The sequence below is a fragment of the bacterium genome (assembly GCA_035945995.1).
Lineage (GTDB): Bacteria > Sysuimicrobiota > Sysuimicrobiia > Sysuimicrobiales > Segetimicrobiaceae > DASSJF01.
This window is the reverse complement of sequence record DASYZR010000154.1, coordinates 1-15,084: the sequence shown is the minus strand read 5'-3', so window position 1 is coordinate 15,084 and position 15,084 is coordinate 1. Positions and strand designations below refer to the sequence as shown.

The following is a 15,084-nucleotide window of genomic DNA, read 5'->3' as shown; positions in this document are numbered from 1 at the left end:
TGGCCGAGTTTCCCGCCGCCGCGGTCCGCCGGGGGCGCACGGCGTGAGCGAGTCGCCGATCCGCGTGCTGCTTGCCGACGATCACGCCATCGTCCGGGAAGGAGTGAAACGCATCCTGGCCGGGGAGCCGGACATACACGTCGTGGCCGAAGCGTCGGACGGGGCCGAGGCGGTGACGCTGGCGCGCGAGCTGCGCCCGACCGTCGCGGTGCTCGACATCAGCATGCCCCGGCTCGACGGCATCGAAGCGACGCGGCAGATTCGCGAGGCGGTACCCGAGACGCACACCATCGCGCTCACGATGCACGCCGACGACACCTACGTCTTTCAGCTGATCAAAGCCGGCTCGTCCGGGTGCGTCCTCAAGCACGAGGCCGCGCCGGTGTTGATCGACGCGATCCGCGGCGCGGCGCGGGGGGAAGCGTTTCTGTATCCGCAGACCGCGAACGCGGTCGCGGCCGACTATCTGACGGGCGTCGAGCGCGGCGAAAATCGTGAGACCTACGACGGGCTGACCGTGCGCGAGAAGGAGATTCTGGCGCTGATCGCCCACGGCGCGACCAACCAGGAGATCGGCCGGCAGCTGTTCATCAGCGTCAAGACGGTCCAAACCCACCGGGCGCACATCCTCGAGAAGCTGAAGCTCCACGATCGCACGCAGCTCGTCCGCTACGCGATCCGCAAGGGCCTCATCGAGCCGTAGCCGCCGGGCAGAGGCGGGAACGGACGCCGGGTCGAATCTTCCACCGCGATGCGCCGTCCCGCCGCGTCCGTCGTCGAAGGCACCCTGCTGTGGGAGCCGACCCCCGAGGTGCGCGCCCGGGCGGCGATCACGCGCTATCTCGAGTGGTTGCGCCGGTCCCGCGGGCTCTCGTTCGACTCCTACGACGCCCTCTGGCACTGGAGCGTGACGGATCTCGCGGCCTTCTGGTCGTCGATCTGGGAGTTCTTTGACGTCGCGGGGGCGCGGCCCGCCGCCGCGGTTCTGCCCGAGCGGCGCGTCGCCGGTGCGCGCTGGTTTCCCGGGGCGCTCCTCAACTTCGCCGAGCACGCCCTCCGGCGCGGCGACGGCGGCCCGGCCCTGATCGCCTACTCGGAGACGCGCCCCCCGCGCACCCTGACCTTCGAGGACGTGCGCCGCGAGACCGCGCGCGCGGCCTCGGCCCTCCGCCATCTCGGCGTGCGGCGGGGAGACCGCGTCGCGGCCTACCTGCCCAACGCCCCTGAAGCGGCCGTGGCGTTTCTCGCGACGGCCGCGTGCGGCGCGATCTGGTCGAGTTGCCCGCCGGAGTTCGGCACGCGCAGCGTCATCGATCGGTTTCGCCAGATCGAGCCGCGCGTGCTGCTGGCGGTCGACGGCTACCGGTACGCCGGACGCGCCTACGGCCGCATGGACGCGGTGCGCGAGATCGCCGCGGCGCTGCCGACGGTGGAGGCCGTGGTCGTCCTGCCCTACCTGGGCGACGCTCCCGATCTCGCCAACCTCCGCGGAGCGCGTCTGTGGGAGACCGCGATGGCCGGGGCGCCCGCGGACGACGCTTTGGCCCCGGAGCCGGTGCCGTTCGACCACCCGCTGTGGATTGTCTACTCGTCGGGGACGACCGGATTGCCGAAGGCGATCGTCCACGGGCACGGCGGCATCCTGCTCGAGCACCTGAAGCTCCTCGCGCTTCACCTCGATGTCGGGCCGGACGACCGCTTCTTCTGGTTCTCGACGACCGGGTGGATGATGTGGAACGTCGTCGTCTCGGCCCTCCTCGTCGGGGCGACGGCCATCCTCTACGACGGGAGTCCGGCGTATCCGGACCTCGGCGCGCTGTGGCGGCTGGCCGCGGATACCGGCATGACGTACTTCGGCACGAGCGCGCCCTTCGTGCTGTCGTGCATGAAGGCGGGGCTCGACCCCGGACGGACCTTCGATCTGTCGCGCCTTCGCGGCTTGGGCTCGACCGGCGCGCCCCTGACCCCGGAGGGCTTCGGGTGGGTGTACGAGCACGTGAACCCGGCGTTGCTCCTGGGATCGATCAGCGGCGGCACGGACGTCGCGACCGCGTTCGTGCTGTCGTGTCCCCTGCTCCCCGTGCGCGCCGGCGAGATCCAGTGCCGCGGGCTCGGGGCCAAGGTCGAGGCCTGGGACGAAAACGGGGGGCCCGTGATCAACGAGGTGGGCGAACTGGTAGTGACGGAGCCGTTGCCGTCGATGCCGGTCGGCTTTTGGAAGGATTCCGACGGCGCCCGCTATCGCGAAAGCTACTTCGAGCGGTTCCCCGGCGTGTGGCGGCACGGCGATTGGATCAAGATCACGCCGCGGGGCAGTTGCGTCATCTACGGCCGCTCCGATTCCACGCTGAACCGCGCCGGCGTGCGGATGGGTACGAGCGAATTCTACCGCGTCGTCGAGGAGCTGCCGGAGGTGCTCGACAGTCTCGTCATCGACACGGGCGAGCTGGGGCGCGAGGGGCGCCTGCTGCTCTTCGTGGTCCTCCGCGAGGGCGCGACGCTCGATGATCCGCTCCGCGCGACGATCCGCGAGCGGCTCCGGACACAGCTCTCCCCACGGCACGTGCCCGACGAGATCGAGCAGGTCCCGGAAATTCCGCGCACCCTCAACGGCAAGAAACTCGAAGTTCCGGTCAAGCGCATCCTCGGCGGCGCCGCCCCGGACCGGGCGGCCAGCCGCGGCGCGTTGGCCAACCCCGCGGCGTTCGACACGTTCGTGCGCCTCGCCGCGGACCGGGCGGCGCACCCGCCCGGCCGGTAGTCGCCCCCGGACGGCACGGACGCCGGCGGGACGAGGGAGGAGGAGAAGCGATGCGTCGTCTCATCTCCGGCAGGCTTCTTTGGATCGCGATGTCGAGTGCACTTGTGATCGCGCCGCTCACGCTGCCGCCCGCGGGCCAGGCCGCGATGGCGAGCCTGAGCGTCCGGAGCAACACCTTCGCCAAGGGTGGGACGCTGCCGTTGTCGACCGTGTTCAACGCGTTCGGGTGTACCGGGGGCAACCGCTCCCCGCACCTCGCCTGGAGCGGCGAACCCGCCGGGACGGCATCGTTTGCCGTGATCGCCCACGACCCGGACGCCCCCACCGGGACGGGCTGGTACCATTGGGTGGTCTTCAACATTCCCCCGACGGTGCATGCCCTCAAGGCAGGCGCCGGGGCGCAACAGTCCCCCGATCTTCCCGCGGGCGCCGTTCTCGGTTTGACCGACTTCGGGTTCAGCCACTACGGCGGCCCCTGCCCGCCCGCCGGCGACAGGCCGCACCACTACAATTTCACGGTCTATGCGCTCTCGTCAAAGATCGACGGCGGCCCAACGACCACGGGCGCCGCGCTCCGGTTCATGATGCGGACCGTGACGCTGGCAACGGGGACGATTACCGGCCGGTACGGCCACTGACGCGCATTCGTATCGACCGGACGCTTCTTCGCCGGCCGGCCGTGACCGCGATCCCCTAAACTTCCGATAGAGCCACCCGCTTCCGCCCCGGACGCCGGGAAGGCTGCGCCCCGCACGGACGTTTACGACAGTGGTAGTAGCGGTAAATACGGGGCGACCGGCGGCGAGTTATAGCCGGTGTGCGTACGGGACCGGCCGGACCGCGTCGGACCGCACGCTCACTTCAAACGACGATGCGATCACAGACCAGGGTCACGGTGGACACGCCGGCCCGCGCGACGGTGGCGCGGGTCGAGGGCGACCTCGACCTCCTCAGCCTGCCCGAGGTCGAGCGGGAGTTGCGCGCCGCCGCGGCAGGTGCGGGGGCGGGGCAGTTGCTCGCCATCGATGTGAGCGGCGTCACGTATCTGAACAGCGCCGCGATCCGGCTGCTTTACGACCTCGCCGAAGATCTGCGCGCGCGGCACCGTCAACTGCGGCTCGTGATGTCCTCCACCGCCCCACTGCGGTCCCTGTTCCGCCGCCTGCGGTTCGACACCGTCATCCCTGTGCACGAAACTCTTGCTGACGCAATCGCCGAGGCCAGGCCCGAGACCGCAGACCCCACCGGAGATTCTGCGCGGGCGCACCCATCCGAGTAAGGTTCCCCAAGGAGGCATGTCATGAGCGTCACAGCCCCAACCGCCGTCATTCCGTCGATTTTGCGGATCCACCGCCAGCTTCGCGTGCTCGATCGAGCGTATATGGACGCGGAAAGCAAGCCGCAAATTCAGAATATGCTGGAAGCAAAGTTTCAGGAGCTTCAGGCTGCGCACGACCTGCTCCCCTCGGATCTACGCGACAAGAGCTGGATCCTGCAGGTGCAGGGGTACACCGCGTGGGGGAAGCTGTCCAAGTCGTAGCGCGCCGCCCGGTTTAGGCGAGGCCCGGGAGCGGGGAGAATCGTGATAGGATGACGGGCATACCTCTCACGATTACCCGCTCCCTCGCTGTTCTGGCGCTGATCGCGCTCGCCGGGACGCCGGCGGCCGCGGCCTTGGCCGTAAACGTCGTGTCGGTGACGACGCCCGTCGTACGCGGCACCGAGGGCCACCTCGTGGTTCGCACGATGCCCCACGCGCAGTGCGGCGCCTCGGTTCAGTCGCAGACCGATCCGGGCCGCACGATCGCCTCCCTGCCTCCGCAAACGGCCGACCTCGCGGGCCTGGTGACCTTCAGCGTGAAGGTTCCCGTCATCGCGAAACCGGGCGCCTACCCCGTCACCGTGTCGTGTCAGGGCGCCGGGCGCGCCGCGGCCGCGCGCCTCTTCGTCACCGTCCGCTGACGGCGCTCGCGTAGAGACGCTCCCGAAGGCGCTCCCGCCCCGAACGTAGAAGGCACGCCTAGGCTGCGCCTTAGGCGCGGGCGAACCGGTCGGGACGGAACGGGGCGAGCCGCGGGTCGGGCCGGCCGCCGAGCATCTCGTTCGCCGCGACGATGCCGAGGAACGGCGCGAGCGTCACGCCGCTGTGCGTGACCACCACATAGTAACCGGACACCCCGGCGTGCGGTCCAACCACCGAGTGCCCATCGGCCGGCATCGCGCGGATGCCGAGGCGCGCGTGCTCATGCCCGACCCCCGCGAGTCCCGGCAGGAGGCGCGCGGCGCGCCGGACCAGCTCGTCCGCGAGATCCGCCGGCGGCTCGTCCGCGGCGGCCGCGGTGACCGCCGCGTCGATGTCGTCGGCCTGGACCATCACGCGCCCACCGCCGTCGGGGCGCAGCTGGCAGTCCGGCGCGTGGACGACCCGCGCGAGCCGCGTCAGCGCGGGCGGGGTGATCGCGAGAACGCTCCGGTTTGGCGCGAGCGGAACCGGAAGCGCCGCCGGGCCGGCGACCGCATCGGCCCAGCGGCCCGCGCAGTTGACCACCACGTCCGCCTCGTACGTCGCACCGGGGTCGGTCTGCACGCCCGCCACCCGGTTCCCGGTCCGGCGGAGCTCCCGCACCGTGGTCCCGGGATGGACGCGCGCACCGAGCCCGCGGGCGGCTTCGAGCAACGCGTGCACGTAAACCGTCGTGTCGATCCAGCCCTCGTCGGGAAAATGGGCGATCACGGCGTCGCGAATCGCGTCGACCGGAATATCGGGCTCCAGTTCGTGCAGCCGCGCGGGCGCGAGCTCCAAGGCGGCGTAGTCCCACGCACGAAGCCGCTCGATGCGCTGCGATACACGGGCGCGCCCGTCGTCGCCGGCGGCCCACAGCACGTTTCCCCCGCCGTGCCACCACGGCGCCGCCCCGAATTCCGCCCGGAGCGCCGCGTGCGCGCGCATCCCTTCGACGTTCAACTCATGATACGCGCGGGGCGTCTTGTTGTTGGCGTTCGTCCAGGCGAAACTGGCCGCCGACGTGCCGCCGCCCGGAGCGCCGCGATCCACCACCGTGACGTCGGCCCCGCCGCGGGCCAGCCGGTAGGCCACCGACGCGCCGATCACGCCGGCGCCGATAACGAGGGCTCGCATCCCAACCGCGGTATTCGCGGTGCGGCGGACGGGCCCCTACGGCACGGACGCGGGCGCTCCTTCGCTGACGACGAGATCCACCGCGGCATTGGCCGCGGCCTGGGCCTGGTGCACGACGATGCCGGCCGGGGTGTGGTCGTCGTACGTGTAGCTCACCTGCCCGAGTCGAAGCCCCGCGGCGCGCAGCTGGGACTGCGCCTCATCCAGCGACACCCCCGTGACGTTCGGCACGACGGGGCTGGACGCAGGCGCGCCCTGGGCCGGTGTGGGGGATACCGGTAGTACCGGCGGCGTCGACTTGGCCTGGTTTGGTCCCTGGCTGACGATGACGTCGATTCGGGTCCTCGCGCCGAGGTGCGTCGACGGGTTGGCCGATTGGGATGCGATCATCCCGGCGGGTACCTTGTCGTCGTAGGCATAGCGCATGCTGTCGAGCCTAAGCCCGACGGCGGCGAGTTGATCGCGGGCCTCCGAGACCGGCATGCCGCGCAGATCGGGCACGACACCCGATCCTTCGCTTACGACCACCCGGATCGTCGCATCCTTACCTATCTCCTGCCCAGCCGGAGGATCCTGAGCGGCGATGAGGCCCGGGGCAAGCCGGGGATCCTGGCGTCCGGCCTCGACCGCAACGGTCACGTGCTGCAGGACCGCGATGCGGCGCGCCCCGTCGAGCGTTTGTCCGACCAGCGACGGCGCCCCGAGTTGCTCCGCCGACCGGTAGCCACGATACGCCGCCGCGCCCAAGAAGGCGAGTCCGGCCACCACGACCGCCGCGACCGCCAGTTGCGGGACGAGCGTTCGACGGCCATACTTCGGCGACAGGAGCGGCCTGCGTACGGCCGTGTCGCGGAGCGGCCGTGATGCCTCGGCGGCGCCCGCCAGACGCACCGTGTCACCGGACCGGCCGTTCTCCCGGCCGGCACCCCCCGGGCGCGCGCCGCGCGCCTGGCCGAAAGGCGGCACTGGCGTAATGTCCGTCGCGGGACCGAGACGAGCGGCAGTGCGCCGCAGGTCCGCCGCGAGATCGGCCGCGCTGGGATAGCGATCCCGGGGAGACTTGGCCAGGAGGCGGCGGACAAGGGCCACCGTCGCCGGCGAGAGGTCCGGCCGAATCCACTGCAGGTCGAAGGGCGGCTCGTTGAGGTGCTTGAGGGCCATCGCCACCGGCGTTTCGCCGTCCTCGAATGGCAACCGCCCCGCCAGGGCCTCGTACAGGACGACCCCGAGCGAATACAGGTCCGATGCCGGTCCGGCCTGATCCCCCCGCGCCTGCTCCGGTGAAATGTACTGCATGGAGCCGAGCACCGTTCCGGTGCGCGTGTGCGACGTGGCATCGAGGGTCCGGGCGATGCCGAAATCGGCCACCTTCACGTGGCCGTCCGGTGTGAGCAGGACGTTATGCGGCTTGACGTCCCGGTGGACGATGCCCCGCGTGTGCGCATAGGCCAGCGCGTCGGCGACTTCGGCGGCAAGCCGCAGCGCCCTCGCTTCCGGCAGCCGCTCCTCGCGGCGGAGCCAGTCGCGGAGCGTCCCCCCTCCAACGTATTCCATCGCGATGTACTGGGTCGACCCCTCGTCGCCGTGCGCGAATACTTGGACGGTGCGGGGATGTGAGAGCGTGCTCGCGGCCTCCGCCTCCTGACGGAACCGCCGGCGGAAATCCTCGTCGCGTGAGAGGTGGTCGGCGAGCACCTTCACCGCGCACATACGGTTGCGCTTCCGGTCCCAGCCGCGGTAGACCGCCGCCATCCCGCCGCTTCCGAGAGGCTCGCGCAGTTCGAACCGGCCGGCAAGCACCCGTGGCTCCACCGACCCGGCCTCCGAGCCTCGGACGCCGGGAGGCGCCGCCGTCGCGTCGTGACGGCCCGTGGTCATGGCGGACGCAGATCGATCATGGGATCCTCCCAAGCGTTTTCCCCTAACGGTGAAGGCCGTGTAACGCGCACCCCGGTGGGCATAATGACAATATGCGCATGGCCAACGGAGAGTCGACGCTCGCTGTCGGCGCCGCAATTCTGGTCGGTCTCGCGGCCGATCTCGTCGTGCCCGACTCGGGGTTTTCGGCGGTCCTCACGCCCCTCCTCGGGGCGTCGTCGATCGGGCTGGCCCTCTGGATCCTGGCACGAGTGGCTAGGTAACCCGGCCGCGCAGGTCCACCGCCACAACGCATTCGTCGGATCCACGATTGACCAAACGCACGAGGGGCGCGGCCTTTGGCCGCGCCCCTCGTGCGTTTGTCGCCCGTCCCGGTCGCAGACGCTATCGCGCCCGCTGGACGCCGAGAATGAGATGGGCCTTCGTCCGCGCGGCGGCCGGCAGCATCTCCCACGCCGCCCGCATCCGCGCGAACTCCACGGAGGCGGCGGGCGCCGCGCACCGCGACAGCCACACGCCGGCACCCCGCCGCGTTCTGAGATCCGGGCGCTCCAGCACGGCAACATAGGGCAGCGACCCGCCCGCATTCTGATCGGCGGCCCGCCGCAGCGCGGCGTAGGCCGCCCGGAATTCGCTGAGGACCCGATCGTAGTCCAGTTTCACCGTCGTCCCCTCCATCATCGTGAGCGCGGTCGCGGAGCGTCGATTCGGCGATTGCCGCGCCGTGGACCCGTCATCTACTTGGAATCGGGAGCCCCTGCGCCCTGTGTTCGTCCGGGCGCGCGTGGGGGCACGTTCGCGTGCGGGAAGCTATTCGTTTGAGTAATCATCGCGGCGCGTCTGCGCCCGTTCGCGAATGGGCACATCAAGCCGTAGGGCGCTGCCGGCTCCCCAGGGCTTCCGCTCGACGTAGCCTCAAAACTGAGGGGCGGATCGATGGAATCGGCGAGACCCGGAGTGCACGCACTCACGCCCCGCCTGAGGGCGGTGCCCCGTTCGGCGCCGATCCGGGTCTTTCTCCTCGATCCTTACAGCCTTATGCGGCACGGCCTCAGGGTACTGCTGTCGTCGGAGGGGGACCTCGAGGTCGTCGGTGAGGCGGACGGCGGCGGTCCCGCCGTCGAGGAGGTCGCCGCGACCCGGCCGGATGTGGTGCTCATGGACGTCGCCGCGCCGGGCGCGGGCGGCGTCGAGGCCATCCGCGCCATCAAGGCCCGCCGTCCCGCCACGGCGGTCCTCGTCCTGACCCTACAGTCCGATCAGGAGCGGTTCCGCGAGGCCGCGGAAGCGGGCGCCGTTGGATACGTGCTCAAAGACATTTCACCCGCCAACCTCTGCAACGCCATCCGCGCCGTCCACCGCGGCGCGACCATGATCAACCCCGTGCTCGCCAGACAGATGGTTGAGAGTCTCTCCCAGGAGGGCGCGGCGGTCTCCGGGATCGGATCACGCCGGCCCCGCCGGCTGACGCCGCGCGCGACCGAGATCCTGATCGAGGTCGCGCGCGGCCTGAGCGACAAAGAGATCGCCGCCAAGCTCGGCCTCTCGGAATCGCGGGTGAAGAATTGCCTGCGGGCCGTCTACGGCACATTCCGCCTGCGCAATCGGGCGCACGCCGCCGCGTTCGCCGTCCGACGAGGGCTCCTGTAGGACGCGCCGGACGTTCGACAACATCAAGATGTCGCTCGACGCGGCGGGCATCGGCTGGGGCCACGTGATCCGCATCACGCGTTACCTGACCGACATGCGCGATCAGGACGAACTGAACGAGGTCCAGCGCGGCTATCTCGGCGAGCACAAACCCGCCAGCACCACCTTGGGCGTGAGCCATCTCGTGACGCCCCTGGCGCGGCTGGAAATCGAAATCGTCGCGGCGGTGCCGCGCGGGTGACCGATCCGCGCTACTCCATCTGCTCCTCGAGCCGGCGCGGGTCCTCGAAGAGGCGCGCCGTCGCCAGCCCGAAAATTATGCCGCCGACGTGCGCGGCGTACGCCACCCCGCCGGTCTGCATGTTGGTGACCGCGCCGAAACTCACGAGTTGAATGAGAAACCACAAGCCGATCAACAGGAACGCGGGGATGAAGGTGACCGTGAAAAAGAAACCGATGAAGAGCACGGTGCGGATCCGATCGCGCGGATAGGTGGTGAGAAACGCCCCCATCACCGCGGCGATCGCGCCGCTCGCACCCAGCGTCGGCGTCGTCGATCCGGGGCTGACCGCCACCTGGGCCAGCATCGCCGCGGCCCCGCCGACCAAGTAGAACGTCAGATACCGGCCCGGGTTCATCGCGTCCTCGATTTCCGGGCCAAACACCCACAGGAACAGCATGTTCCCCAGAATATGCGCCCAACTTCCGTGCAGGAACATCGCCGTCAGAATGGTGATCCAGTGGCGGCCGCCGGCGATATCCGCGGGGACCAGCGACCACCTCGTCACGAACGCGTCACCGCCCGCCAACTCGAGCGCGAACACAAAGGCGTTCGCGATAATGATGGCCAGGGTGACGGCGGGAAAGTGCACCGGGCGCCGGGATACGTCACCTAATGGAATCATGGCTCCCCCAGGGCCGCACGGACATGTCCGACACGATTCGATCCGGGGGCTCCGCCCCCTCCCGCGGCCGCCGGGTCTACGGCTGTGGCAAGACGTGTAAGAGATTCGTGCATGTTAGCGGATTCCGCGTTCCTGACGGGCGAGCGCCGGAGTTCGCAGACCGGAGGTGCAAATCGTGACGTCACCCCTCAAGGTCAAGAAGGGTGCCCTCCCGGTCGTCATCTATACCGCGACGCATAGGATCGAAGGACTTTACCACAGCTTCGACAGCGGCGTCCGGCTCCTGGACGATCTCAACGCGCGGGAAACGGCGTTCATCCCGCTGACCGACGCCAGAATCACGAAGCTGGAGGGGGACGCCGGGCTCATCGTCGCCGGCTTCGTCGCCGTCAATCTGCACAGCATCACGCTCTTCTTCCCGAATCCCAAAGCGGTGCCCACTCGGAAGCAAGAGTCCCTGTCGGAGCGACGATTCATGGAGTCGACGACCGTGCCCGGCCTGGTGATCGGCCCCCCGTAACGTCGCCCGTGCGCCTGGATTATACTGGCAGGTGAACCCCGGAACCATCGCACCCGCGTCAATGGAGGTGGAGCACGACAGACGGTCAGGCGCGGTACCACGGCGTAAACGGGCGTTAGGAGCATGTGGGAGCCGAGCCACCGGTACCCCGATCCCGCGGTGCGGGTGCTGCATCCGGGCTTCGCCAAGTATCGGCTCGCGCAGGCCGCGGTCGAACGTCTGGCCACCGGGTGCCGCTGGGCGGAGGGACCGGTGTGGTTCGGCGACGGACGGTTCCTGCTGTGGAGCGACATCCCGAACAACCGCATCTTGAAATGGGAGGACGAAACCGGCGCGGTCGGGGTCTTCCGCCGGCCGTCCAACAACGCCAACGGCAACACGCGCGACCGTCAGGGCCGTTTGATCACCTGCGAGCACGACGCCCGGCGCGTGACCCGCACCGAGTACGACGGGACGATCACGGTACTGCTCGACCGGTTCGATGGGAAACCGCTCAACTCGCCGAACGATGTCGTGGTAAAGTCGGACGGCTCGGTCTGGTTCACCGATCCGCCGTTCGGCATTCTCGGCTACTATGAGGGGCACCCGGCACCGCAGGAGCTGCCGGCGAACGTCTACCGCGTCGACGGCACGACGGGGCGGGCCACCGTGGTGGCCGGCGACATCAACGGCCCGAACGGTTTGGCCTTTTCACCCGACGAGACGAGGCTCTACGTCGTCGAATCTCGCGCCTCGCCGCGCAAGATTCGAGCCTTCGACGTCGTGGCGGACGGCACCAAGCTCGCCAACGGCCGCGTGCTGATCGACGCCGGCCCGGGCACACCGGACGGCTTCCGCTGCGACGTTGACGGCAATCTCTGGTGCGGGTGGGGGATGGGCGAGCCCGAACTGGACGGCGTCCGCATCTTCTCCCCGGCCGGCGAGCCCATCGGCCACATCGCGCTCCCCGAACGCTGCGCGAATCTCTGCTTCGGCGGGCTGCGGCGGAACCGGCTGTTCATGGCGGCCAGCACGTCGCTCTATTCGCTGTACGTAAACACGCAGGGGGCGCCGGGTGTCTGACCCGCGTCGCGCGCGCGCGCCGCACCGGACCGCCGGCCCGTTGTCCGCGCACAAAGCGGTGCACAAATTCAGGGGGCACGCGGCCCTACGGAAATTCTAGGTTGGCGCGGTCCCATTGTCCGAGCGTCGCCGCGGCCTCGTACGTGCTCTGAAGGAACTCGAGCACGGTTGCCCGCGGATCCGCCGCGGATCGCACGTCCTCGTACATCAGGACGAAGTTGGAGAACTCTGCGCTGTAGGATGCCGCCGCCGGACGGATGCGGGCCTCCTTGAACCCGGGCGGCTCCGGCGCCGCGTACGAGTAAAACGCGGCATCAATGATACCGCCGCTCCCGGTCCAGAAGCCGCAGCTGCTCACCTCGTGGGAGTACCCTTCGCGGGTCATGGAGTCGGCACCCTCGATGGGCGGCGCGCGGCGCCCCGAAAATCGCGTCACGGCCAGATCGAAGCCGCCCCAGAAGAAGTGCACCGGGCTCGCCTTGCCGATAAAGCGCCCCCGGAACTCCTTGAGGATGGTGTCGGCCCGCAGCAGAATGCGCCAGAATCGATGCGCGTAGGCCGCATCATACGACGCGTGCCGGCGGTCCTCCTCGAAGCGGATCGGGTTCGGGTATTCCGACGGCTTCGTCCAGATTCTGACGTCGATCGCGAGCCGCTGGAGCGTCCCAATGACATCGTGATAGAAGTCGGCGACCGATCGAGGCCGGAGGGCGATCGTCTCGGTCCGTCCGCTGCTCGTCTGGAGCGCCAGGACGTGATCAATGAAATCGAACGCCGCGTCAAACGTACCGTCGCCGTACGGAATCGGCGTGGTGGTCAGACCGCGCGATGTCAGGTAGAACGGAACCTCCCACCAATGATTCACGTGCGGCGTGAGTTTGAGCCGGATCTTGCCGACGATCTGCGTCCACATGTGCAGCGTATCGCGCGTCTCCCGCCACGCTTCGAGCGGCAACGCGGGCCACGCCTCCGTGTCACGCATCTCGAACCTCCTACCGCGGACCGGGCCGCGGCACGTGCAGCTCGGGCAGCCGGGCGGTGAGAACCCCGCGTTGAGGTTCCAGCCACGGCGGCAACGTCAGCTGCGCGCCCAACGCGTCCGGCGGCTCGTCGACGGCAAAACCGGGCCCTTCGGTCGCGATCTCGAACAGCACGCCGCCCGGTTCGCGAAAGTAGATCGACCGGAAGTACTGACGGTCTCTCACCGGCGTCACGCTGAGCCCCTCCTCGATGAGCCTCCGCCGCCACCCCTGCTGAGCCGCCTCGTCCGGCGTCCGCCAGGCCACGTGGTGCACCGTGCCGACCGCCACGTGCCCGGGCGGGGCGTCCGGCCCACCGACGACGTCCACCCAGGTGGCGAGGCCCCCGTCACCCACGACGTACCGGCGGCGGTGCCCCACCGTCTGCGCAAGACGGAAGCCCATGACCTCGGTCAACAGCGCTTCGGTGTCATCGTACCCCCGCTCGAGCAGGGCGACGCTGTGGAACCCTCGGATTGCCTGCGAGACCGGGACGGACGGCGCGGCCCACGCACGTCCGGGATCGGGCCGGGAATCCGCGACGAGTTCAAGTTGGAGCCCGTCGGGGTCCGAGAATTCGAGCAGGGGTTCATCGAAGGGGGACTCCCGTCTCTCGACCCCTATCTCGCGAGTCCTGAGGCGCGCCTCCCAAAATCCCAGGGAGTGCGGAGGAACGGCAAATGAGACGATGGTCGCCTGCCCCACGCCGTGGCGTCCTCGGGGGGCGCCCGGCCAGGGGAAAAACGTGAGGATCGTCCCCGGACGCCCGACCTGGTCCCCAAAGTACAGGTGGTACGTCCCGGGATCGTCGTAGTTGACCGTCTGCTTGACGAGGCGCAGGCCCAGGATCCCCGCATAAAAATCTACGTTGCCTTGGGGGTCGCCGGCAATCGCCGTAATGTGATGAATGCCCCCGATCTCGCCTGGTCTCATGACGACCTCTCCGCGTTGCGCGTCCGCCGTCCTCCCGTATCGTTCGGCGGCGGCGTCGGTCGCCCCGCTTGACCCTCCCACCAATCAGACGGCTGCTCTTCCAACAGCCGGTGGCCGCAGTCCTTCAATGCGCTGCGGCATCATTGGTGGCGGAAGGAGACGGTGAAGGCGTTTGCGGATATCCGGCACGAACGCACCGATGATTGTTCATCTCTTGGACGGCACATACGAGCTGTTCCGTCACTTCTACGGCCTGCGCCGCTTCAACACGGGCGAGGATTCGCCATTTGGCGCCGTCAACGGCGTGTTGCACTCGATATTGCAGATGATCGAGACGGGAGCGACTCACGTCGGCGTGGCGACCGATCACGTCATCGAATCCTTTCGCAACGATCTGTGGTCCGGATACAAGACCGGGGAAGGCATCGAGCCCGCGCTCCTGGCCCAATTTCGCCCGCTGGAAGACGCGCTCAGGGCGATGGGGGTCGCCGTCTGGCCGATGACCGATCTCGAGGCCGATGATGGACTTGCCTCCGCGGCGCAGATCGCGTCCGGCAATGAGGAGGTGGAGAGAGTCTGCATCTGGACGCCCGACAAGGACCTGGCGCAGTGCGTCCGGGGCGCCCGGGTGGTGCAGGTTGACCGGAAGAACCACAAAATCCTCGACGCGGAGGGGGTTCGCGCCAAGTTCGGGGTGGCACCCGTCCTGATTCCCGACTTCCTCGCGCTGGTCGGCGACTCGGCGGACGGATATCCGGGCATTCCGGGAATCGGTCCGGTTAAGGCGGCACGGTTGGTGAACCGATACGGCGTCATCGAGAACTTCCCGCCTGCCGCGTTGAGCGAGGAACGGCGCGAGGCGGCGCTCCTGTTTAAGGATCTGGCGACGCTCAGGACCGACGCGCGCCTCTTCCGCGACGTGGACGAACTGCGGTGGCGCGGCCCTACCGAGGCATTTGCGGCGTGTTCAAAACGTCTCGGAGACGCCCGCCTCCTGGAGCGGAGCCTCAAGGCACTTGCTAAATGAATCCCCCGCGGAGCTGCGGGGGGGGGCGCCGGTCCGGTGAAGGCGAAGGGACTGCGCGGCGGGAAGGGAGCACCATAGGATGATCCCGATCATCGACAAGGCGGTGTGGGTAGACCTCCGGGAGGCGTTCCTCGAGATCCCCGCGCAGACCTGCATCACCAAGGACAACGCGCCGATCTCGATTGATTTC

18 protein-coding genes are annotated in these 15,084 nt (G+C 69.1%); 12 read left to right on the top strand and 6 right to left on the bottom strand.

The window, feature by feature from the left end; genetic code table 11:
• Window positions 1-43: 43 nt before the first annotated feature.
• The 6 genes from VGZ23_18285 to VGZ23_18260 all read left to right on the top strand — a co-directional run bounded on the left by VGZ23_18285 (window position 44) and on the right by VGZ23_18260 (window position 4,723).
• Window positions 44-703, top strand: coding sequence for a response regulator transcription factor (locus VGZ23_18285; protein HEV2359544.1), 660 nt, complete (start codon window positions 44-46; stop codon window positions 701-703).
• 48 nt (window positions 704-751) lie between these two features.
• Window positions 752-2,761, top strand: a complete 2,010-nt coding sequence (locus VGZ23_18280; GenBank protein ID HEV2359543.1) for an acetoacetate--CoA ligase — start codon at window positions 752-754, stop codon at window positions 2,759-2,761.
• A 50-nt stretch (window positions 2,762-2,811) separates the two neighbouring features.
• A complete protein-coding gene (locus tag VGZ23_18275) occupies window positions 2,812-3,399 on the top strand; it encodes a YbhB/YbcL family Raf kinase inhibitor-like protein (protein ID HEV2359542.1) in 588 nt (195 codons plus the stop codon).
• A 257-nt stretch (window positions 3,400-3,656) separates the two neighbouring features.
• Window positions 3,657-4,040: an STAS domain-containing protein gene (locus VGZ23_18270; protein HEV2359541.1), complete on the top strand. Its 384-nt coding sequence runs from the start codon at window positions 3,657-3,659 to the stop codon at window positions 4,038-4,040.
• A 21-nt stretch (window positions 4,041-4,061) separates the two neighbouring features.
• Window positions 4,062-4,301, top strand: a complete 240-nt coding sequence (locus tag VGZ23_18265; protein HEV2359540.1) for a hypothetical protein — start codon at window positions 4,062-4,064, stop codon at window positions 4,299-4,301.
• Window positions 4,302-4,351: 50 nt separating this feature from the next.
• Window positions 4,352-4,723: a hypothetical protein gene (locus VGZ23_18260; GenBank protein HEV2359539.1), complete on the top strand. Its 372-nt coding sequence runs from the start codon at window positions 4,352-4,354 to the stop codon at window positions 4,721-4,723.
• A 70-nt stretch (window positions 4,724-4,793) separates the two neighbouring features.
• Here the strand turns inward: VGZ23_18260 and VGZ23_18255 are convergent, their stop codons facing one another.
• Together VGZ23_18255 and VGZ23_18250 are read right to left on the bottom strand one after the other, a co-directional pair.
• Window positions 4,794-5,900, bottom strand: coding sequence for an FAD-dependent oxidoreductase (locus VGZ23_18255; protein HEV2359538.1), 1,107 nt, complete (start codon window positions 5,898-5,900; stop codon window positions 4,794-4,796).
• A 36-nt stretch (window positions 5,901-5,936) separates the two neighbouring features.
• Window positions 5,937-7,712 carry a protein kinase gene (locus VGZ23_18250; GenBank protein ID HEV2359537.1) on the bottom strand — a complete coding sequence of 592 codons (1,776 nt, stop codon included), beginning with the start codon at window positions 7,710-7,712 and terminating at the stop codon, window positions 5,937-5,939.
• A 164-nt stretch (window positions 7,713-7,876) separates the two neighbouring features.
• Here VGZ23_18250 and VGZ23_18245 point away from each other — a divergent pair, with 164 nt between their 5' ends.
• On the top strand, window positions 7,877-8,041 hold the full coding sequence (locus tag VGZ23_18245) for a hypothetical protein (protein HEV2359536.1): 165 nt from the start codon (window positions 7,877-7,879) through the stop codon (window positions 8,039-8,041).
• A 121-nt stretch (window positions 8,042-8,162) separates the two neighbouring features.
• Here VGZ23_18245 and VGZ23_18240 read toward each other — a convergent pair whose 3' ends face one another.
• Window positions 8,163-8,441 carry a hypothetical protein gene (locus tag VGZ23_18240; protein ID HEV2359535.1) on the bottom strand — a complete coding sequence of 93 codons (279 nt, stop codon included), beginning with the start codon at window positions 8,439-8,441 and terminating at the stop codon, window positions 8,163-8,165.
• Window positions 8,442-8,714: 273 nt separating this feature from the next.
• Between VGZ23_18240 and VGZ23_18235 the strand changes: the two genes are divergently transcribed.
• Complete coding sequence (locus VGZ23_18235; GenBank protein HEV2359534.1) at window positions 8,715-9,428, top strand: response regulator transcription factor; 714 nt, start codon at window positions 8,715-8,717, stop codon at window positions 9,426-9,428.
• Window positions 9,343-9,669, top strand: coding sequence for a RidA family protein (locus VGZ23_18230; protein HEV2359533.1), 327 nt, complete (start codon window positions 9,343-9,345; stop codon window positions 9,667-9,669). The genes VGZ23_18235 and VGZ23_18230 overlap by 86 nt, the downstream gene beginning before the upstream one ends.
• A 10-nt stretch (window positions 9,670-9,679) precedes the next feature.
• Here the strand turns inward: VGZ23_18230 and VGZ23_18225 are convergent, their stop codons facing one another.
• A complete protein-coding gene (locus VGZ23_18225; GenBank protein HEV2359532.1) occupies window positions 9,680-10,300 on the bottom strand; it encodes a rhomboid family intramembrane serine protease in 621 nt (206 codons plus the stop codon).
• Window positions 10,301-10,508: 208 nt separating this feature from the next.
• Between VGZ23_18225 and VGZ23_18220 the strand changes: the two genes are divergently transcribed.
• On the top strand, window positions 10,509-10,853 hold the full coding sequence (locus VGZ23_18220; protein ID HEV2359531.1) for a hypothetical protein: 345 nt from the start codon (window positions 10,509-10,511) through the stop codon (window positions 10,851-10,853).
• A gap of 123 nt (window positions 10,854-10,976) precedes the next feature.
• On the top strand, window positions 10,977-11,915 hold the full coding sequence (locus tag VGZ23_18215; GenBank protein HEV2359530.1) for an SMP-30/gluconolactonase/LRE family protein: 939 nt from the start codon (window positions 10,977-10,979) through the stop codon (window positions 11,913-11,915).
• Window positions 11,916-12,000: 85 nt separating this feature from the next.
• Here the strand turns inward: VGZ23_18215 and VGZ23_18210 are convergent, their stop codons facing one another.
• The gene (locus tag VGZ23_18210; GenBank protein ID HEV2359529.1) at window positions 12,001-12,897 is read right to left on the bottom strand and encodes a DUF5996 family protein; all 897 of its coding nucleotides are present in this window, start codon (window positions 12,895-12,897) and stop codon (window positions 12,001-12,003) included.
• 10 nt (window positions 12,898-12,907) lie between these two features.
• Window positions 12,908-13,867 carry a ring-cleaving dioxygenase gene (locus tag VGZ23_18205; GenBank protein ID HEV2359528.1) on the bottom strand — a complete coding sequence of 320 codons (960 nt, stop codon included), beginning with the start codon at window positions 13,865-13,867 and terminating at the stop codon, window positions 12,908-12,910.
• Window positions 13,868-14,066: 199 nt separating this feature from the next.
• Here VGZ23_18205 and VGZ23_18200 point away from each other — a divergent pair, with 199 nt between their 5' ends.
• Window positions 14,067-14,894, top strand: a complete 828-nt coding sequence (locus VGZ23_18200; GenBank protein ID HEV2359527.1) for a 5'-3' exonuclease H3TH domain-containing protein — start codon at window positions 14,067-14,069, stop codon at window positions 14,892-14,894.
• Window positions 14,895-15,084: the final 190 nt, after the last annotated feature.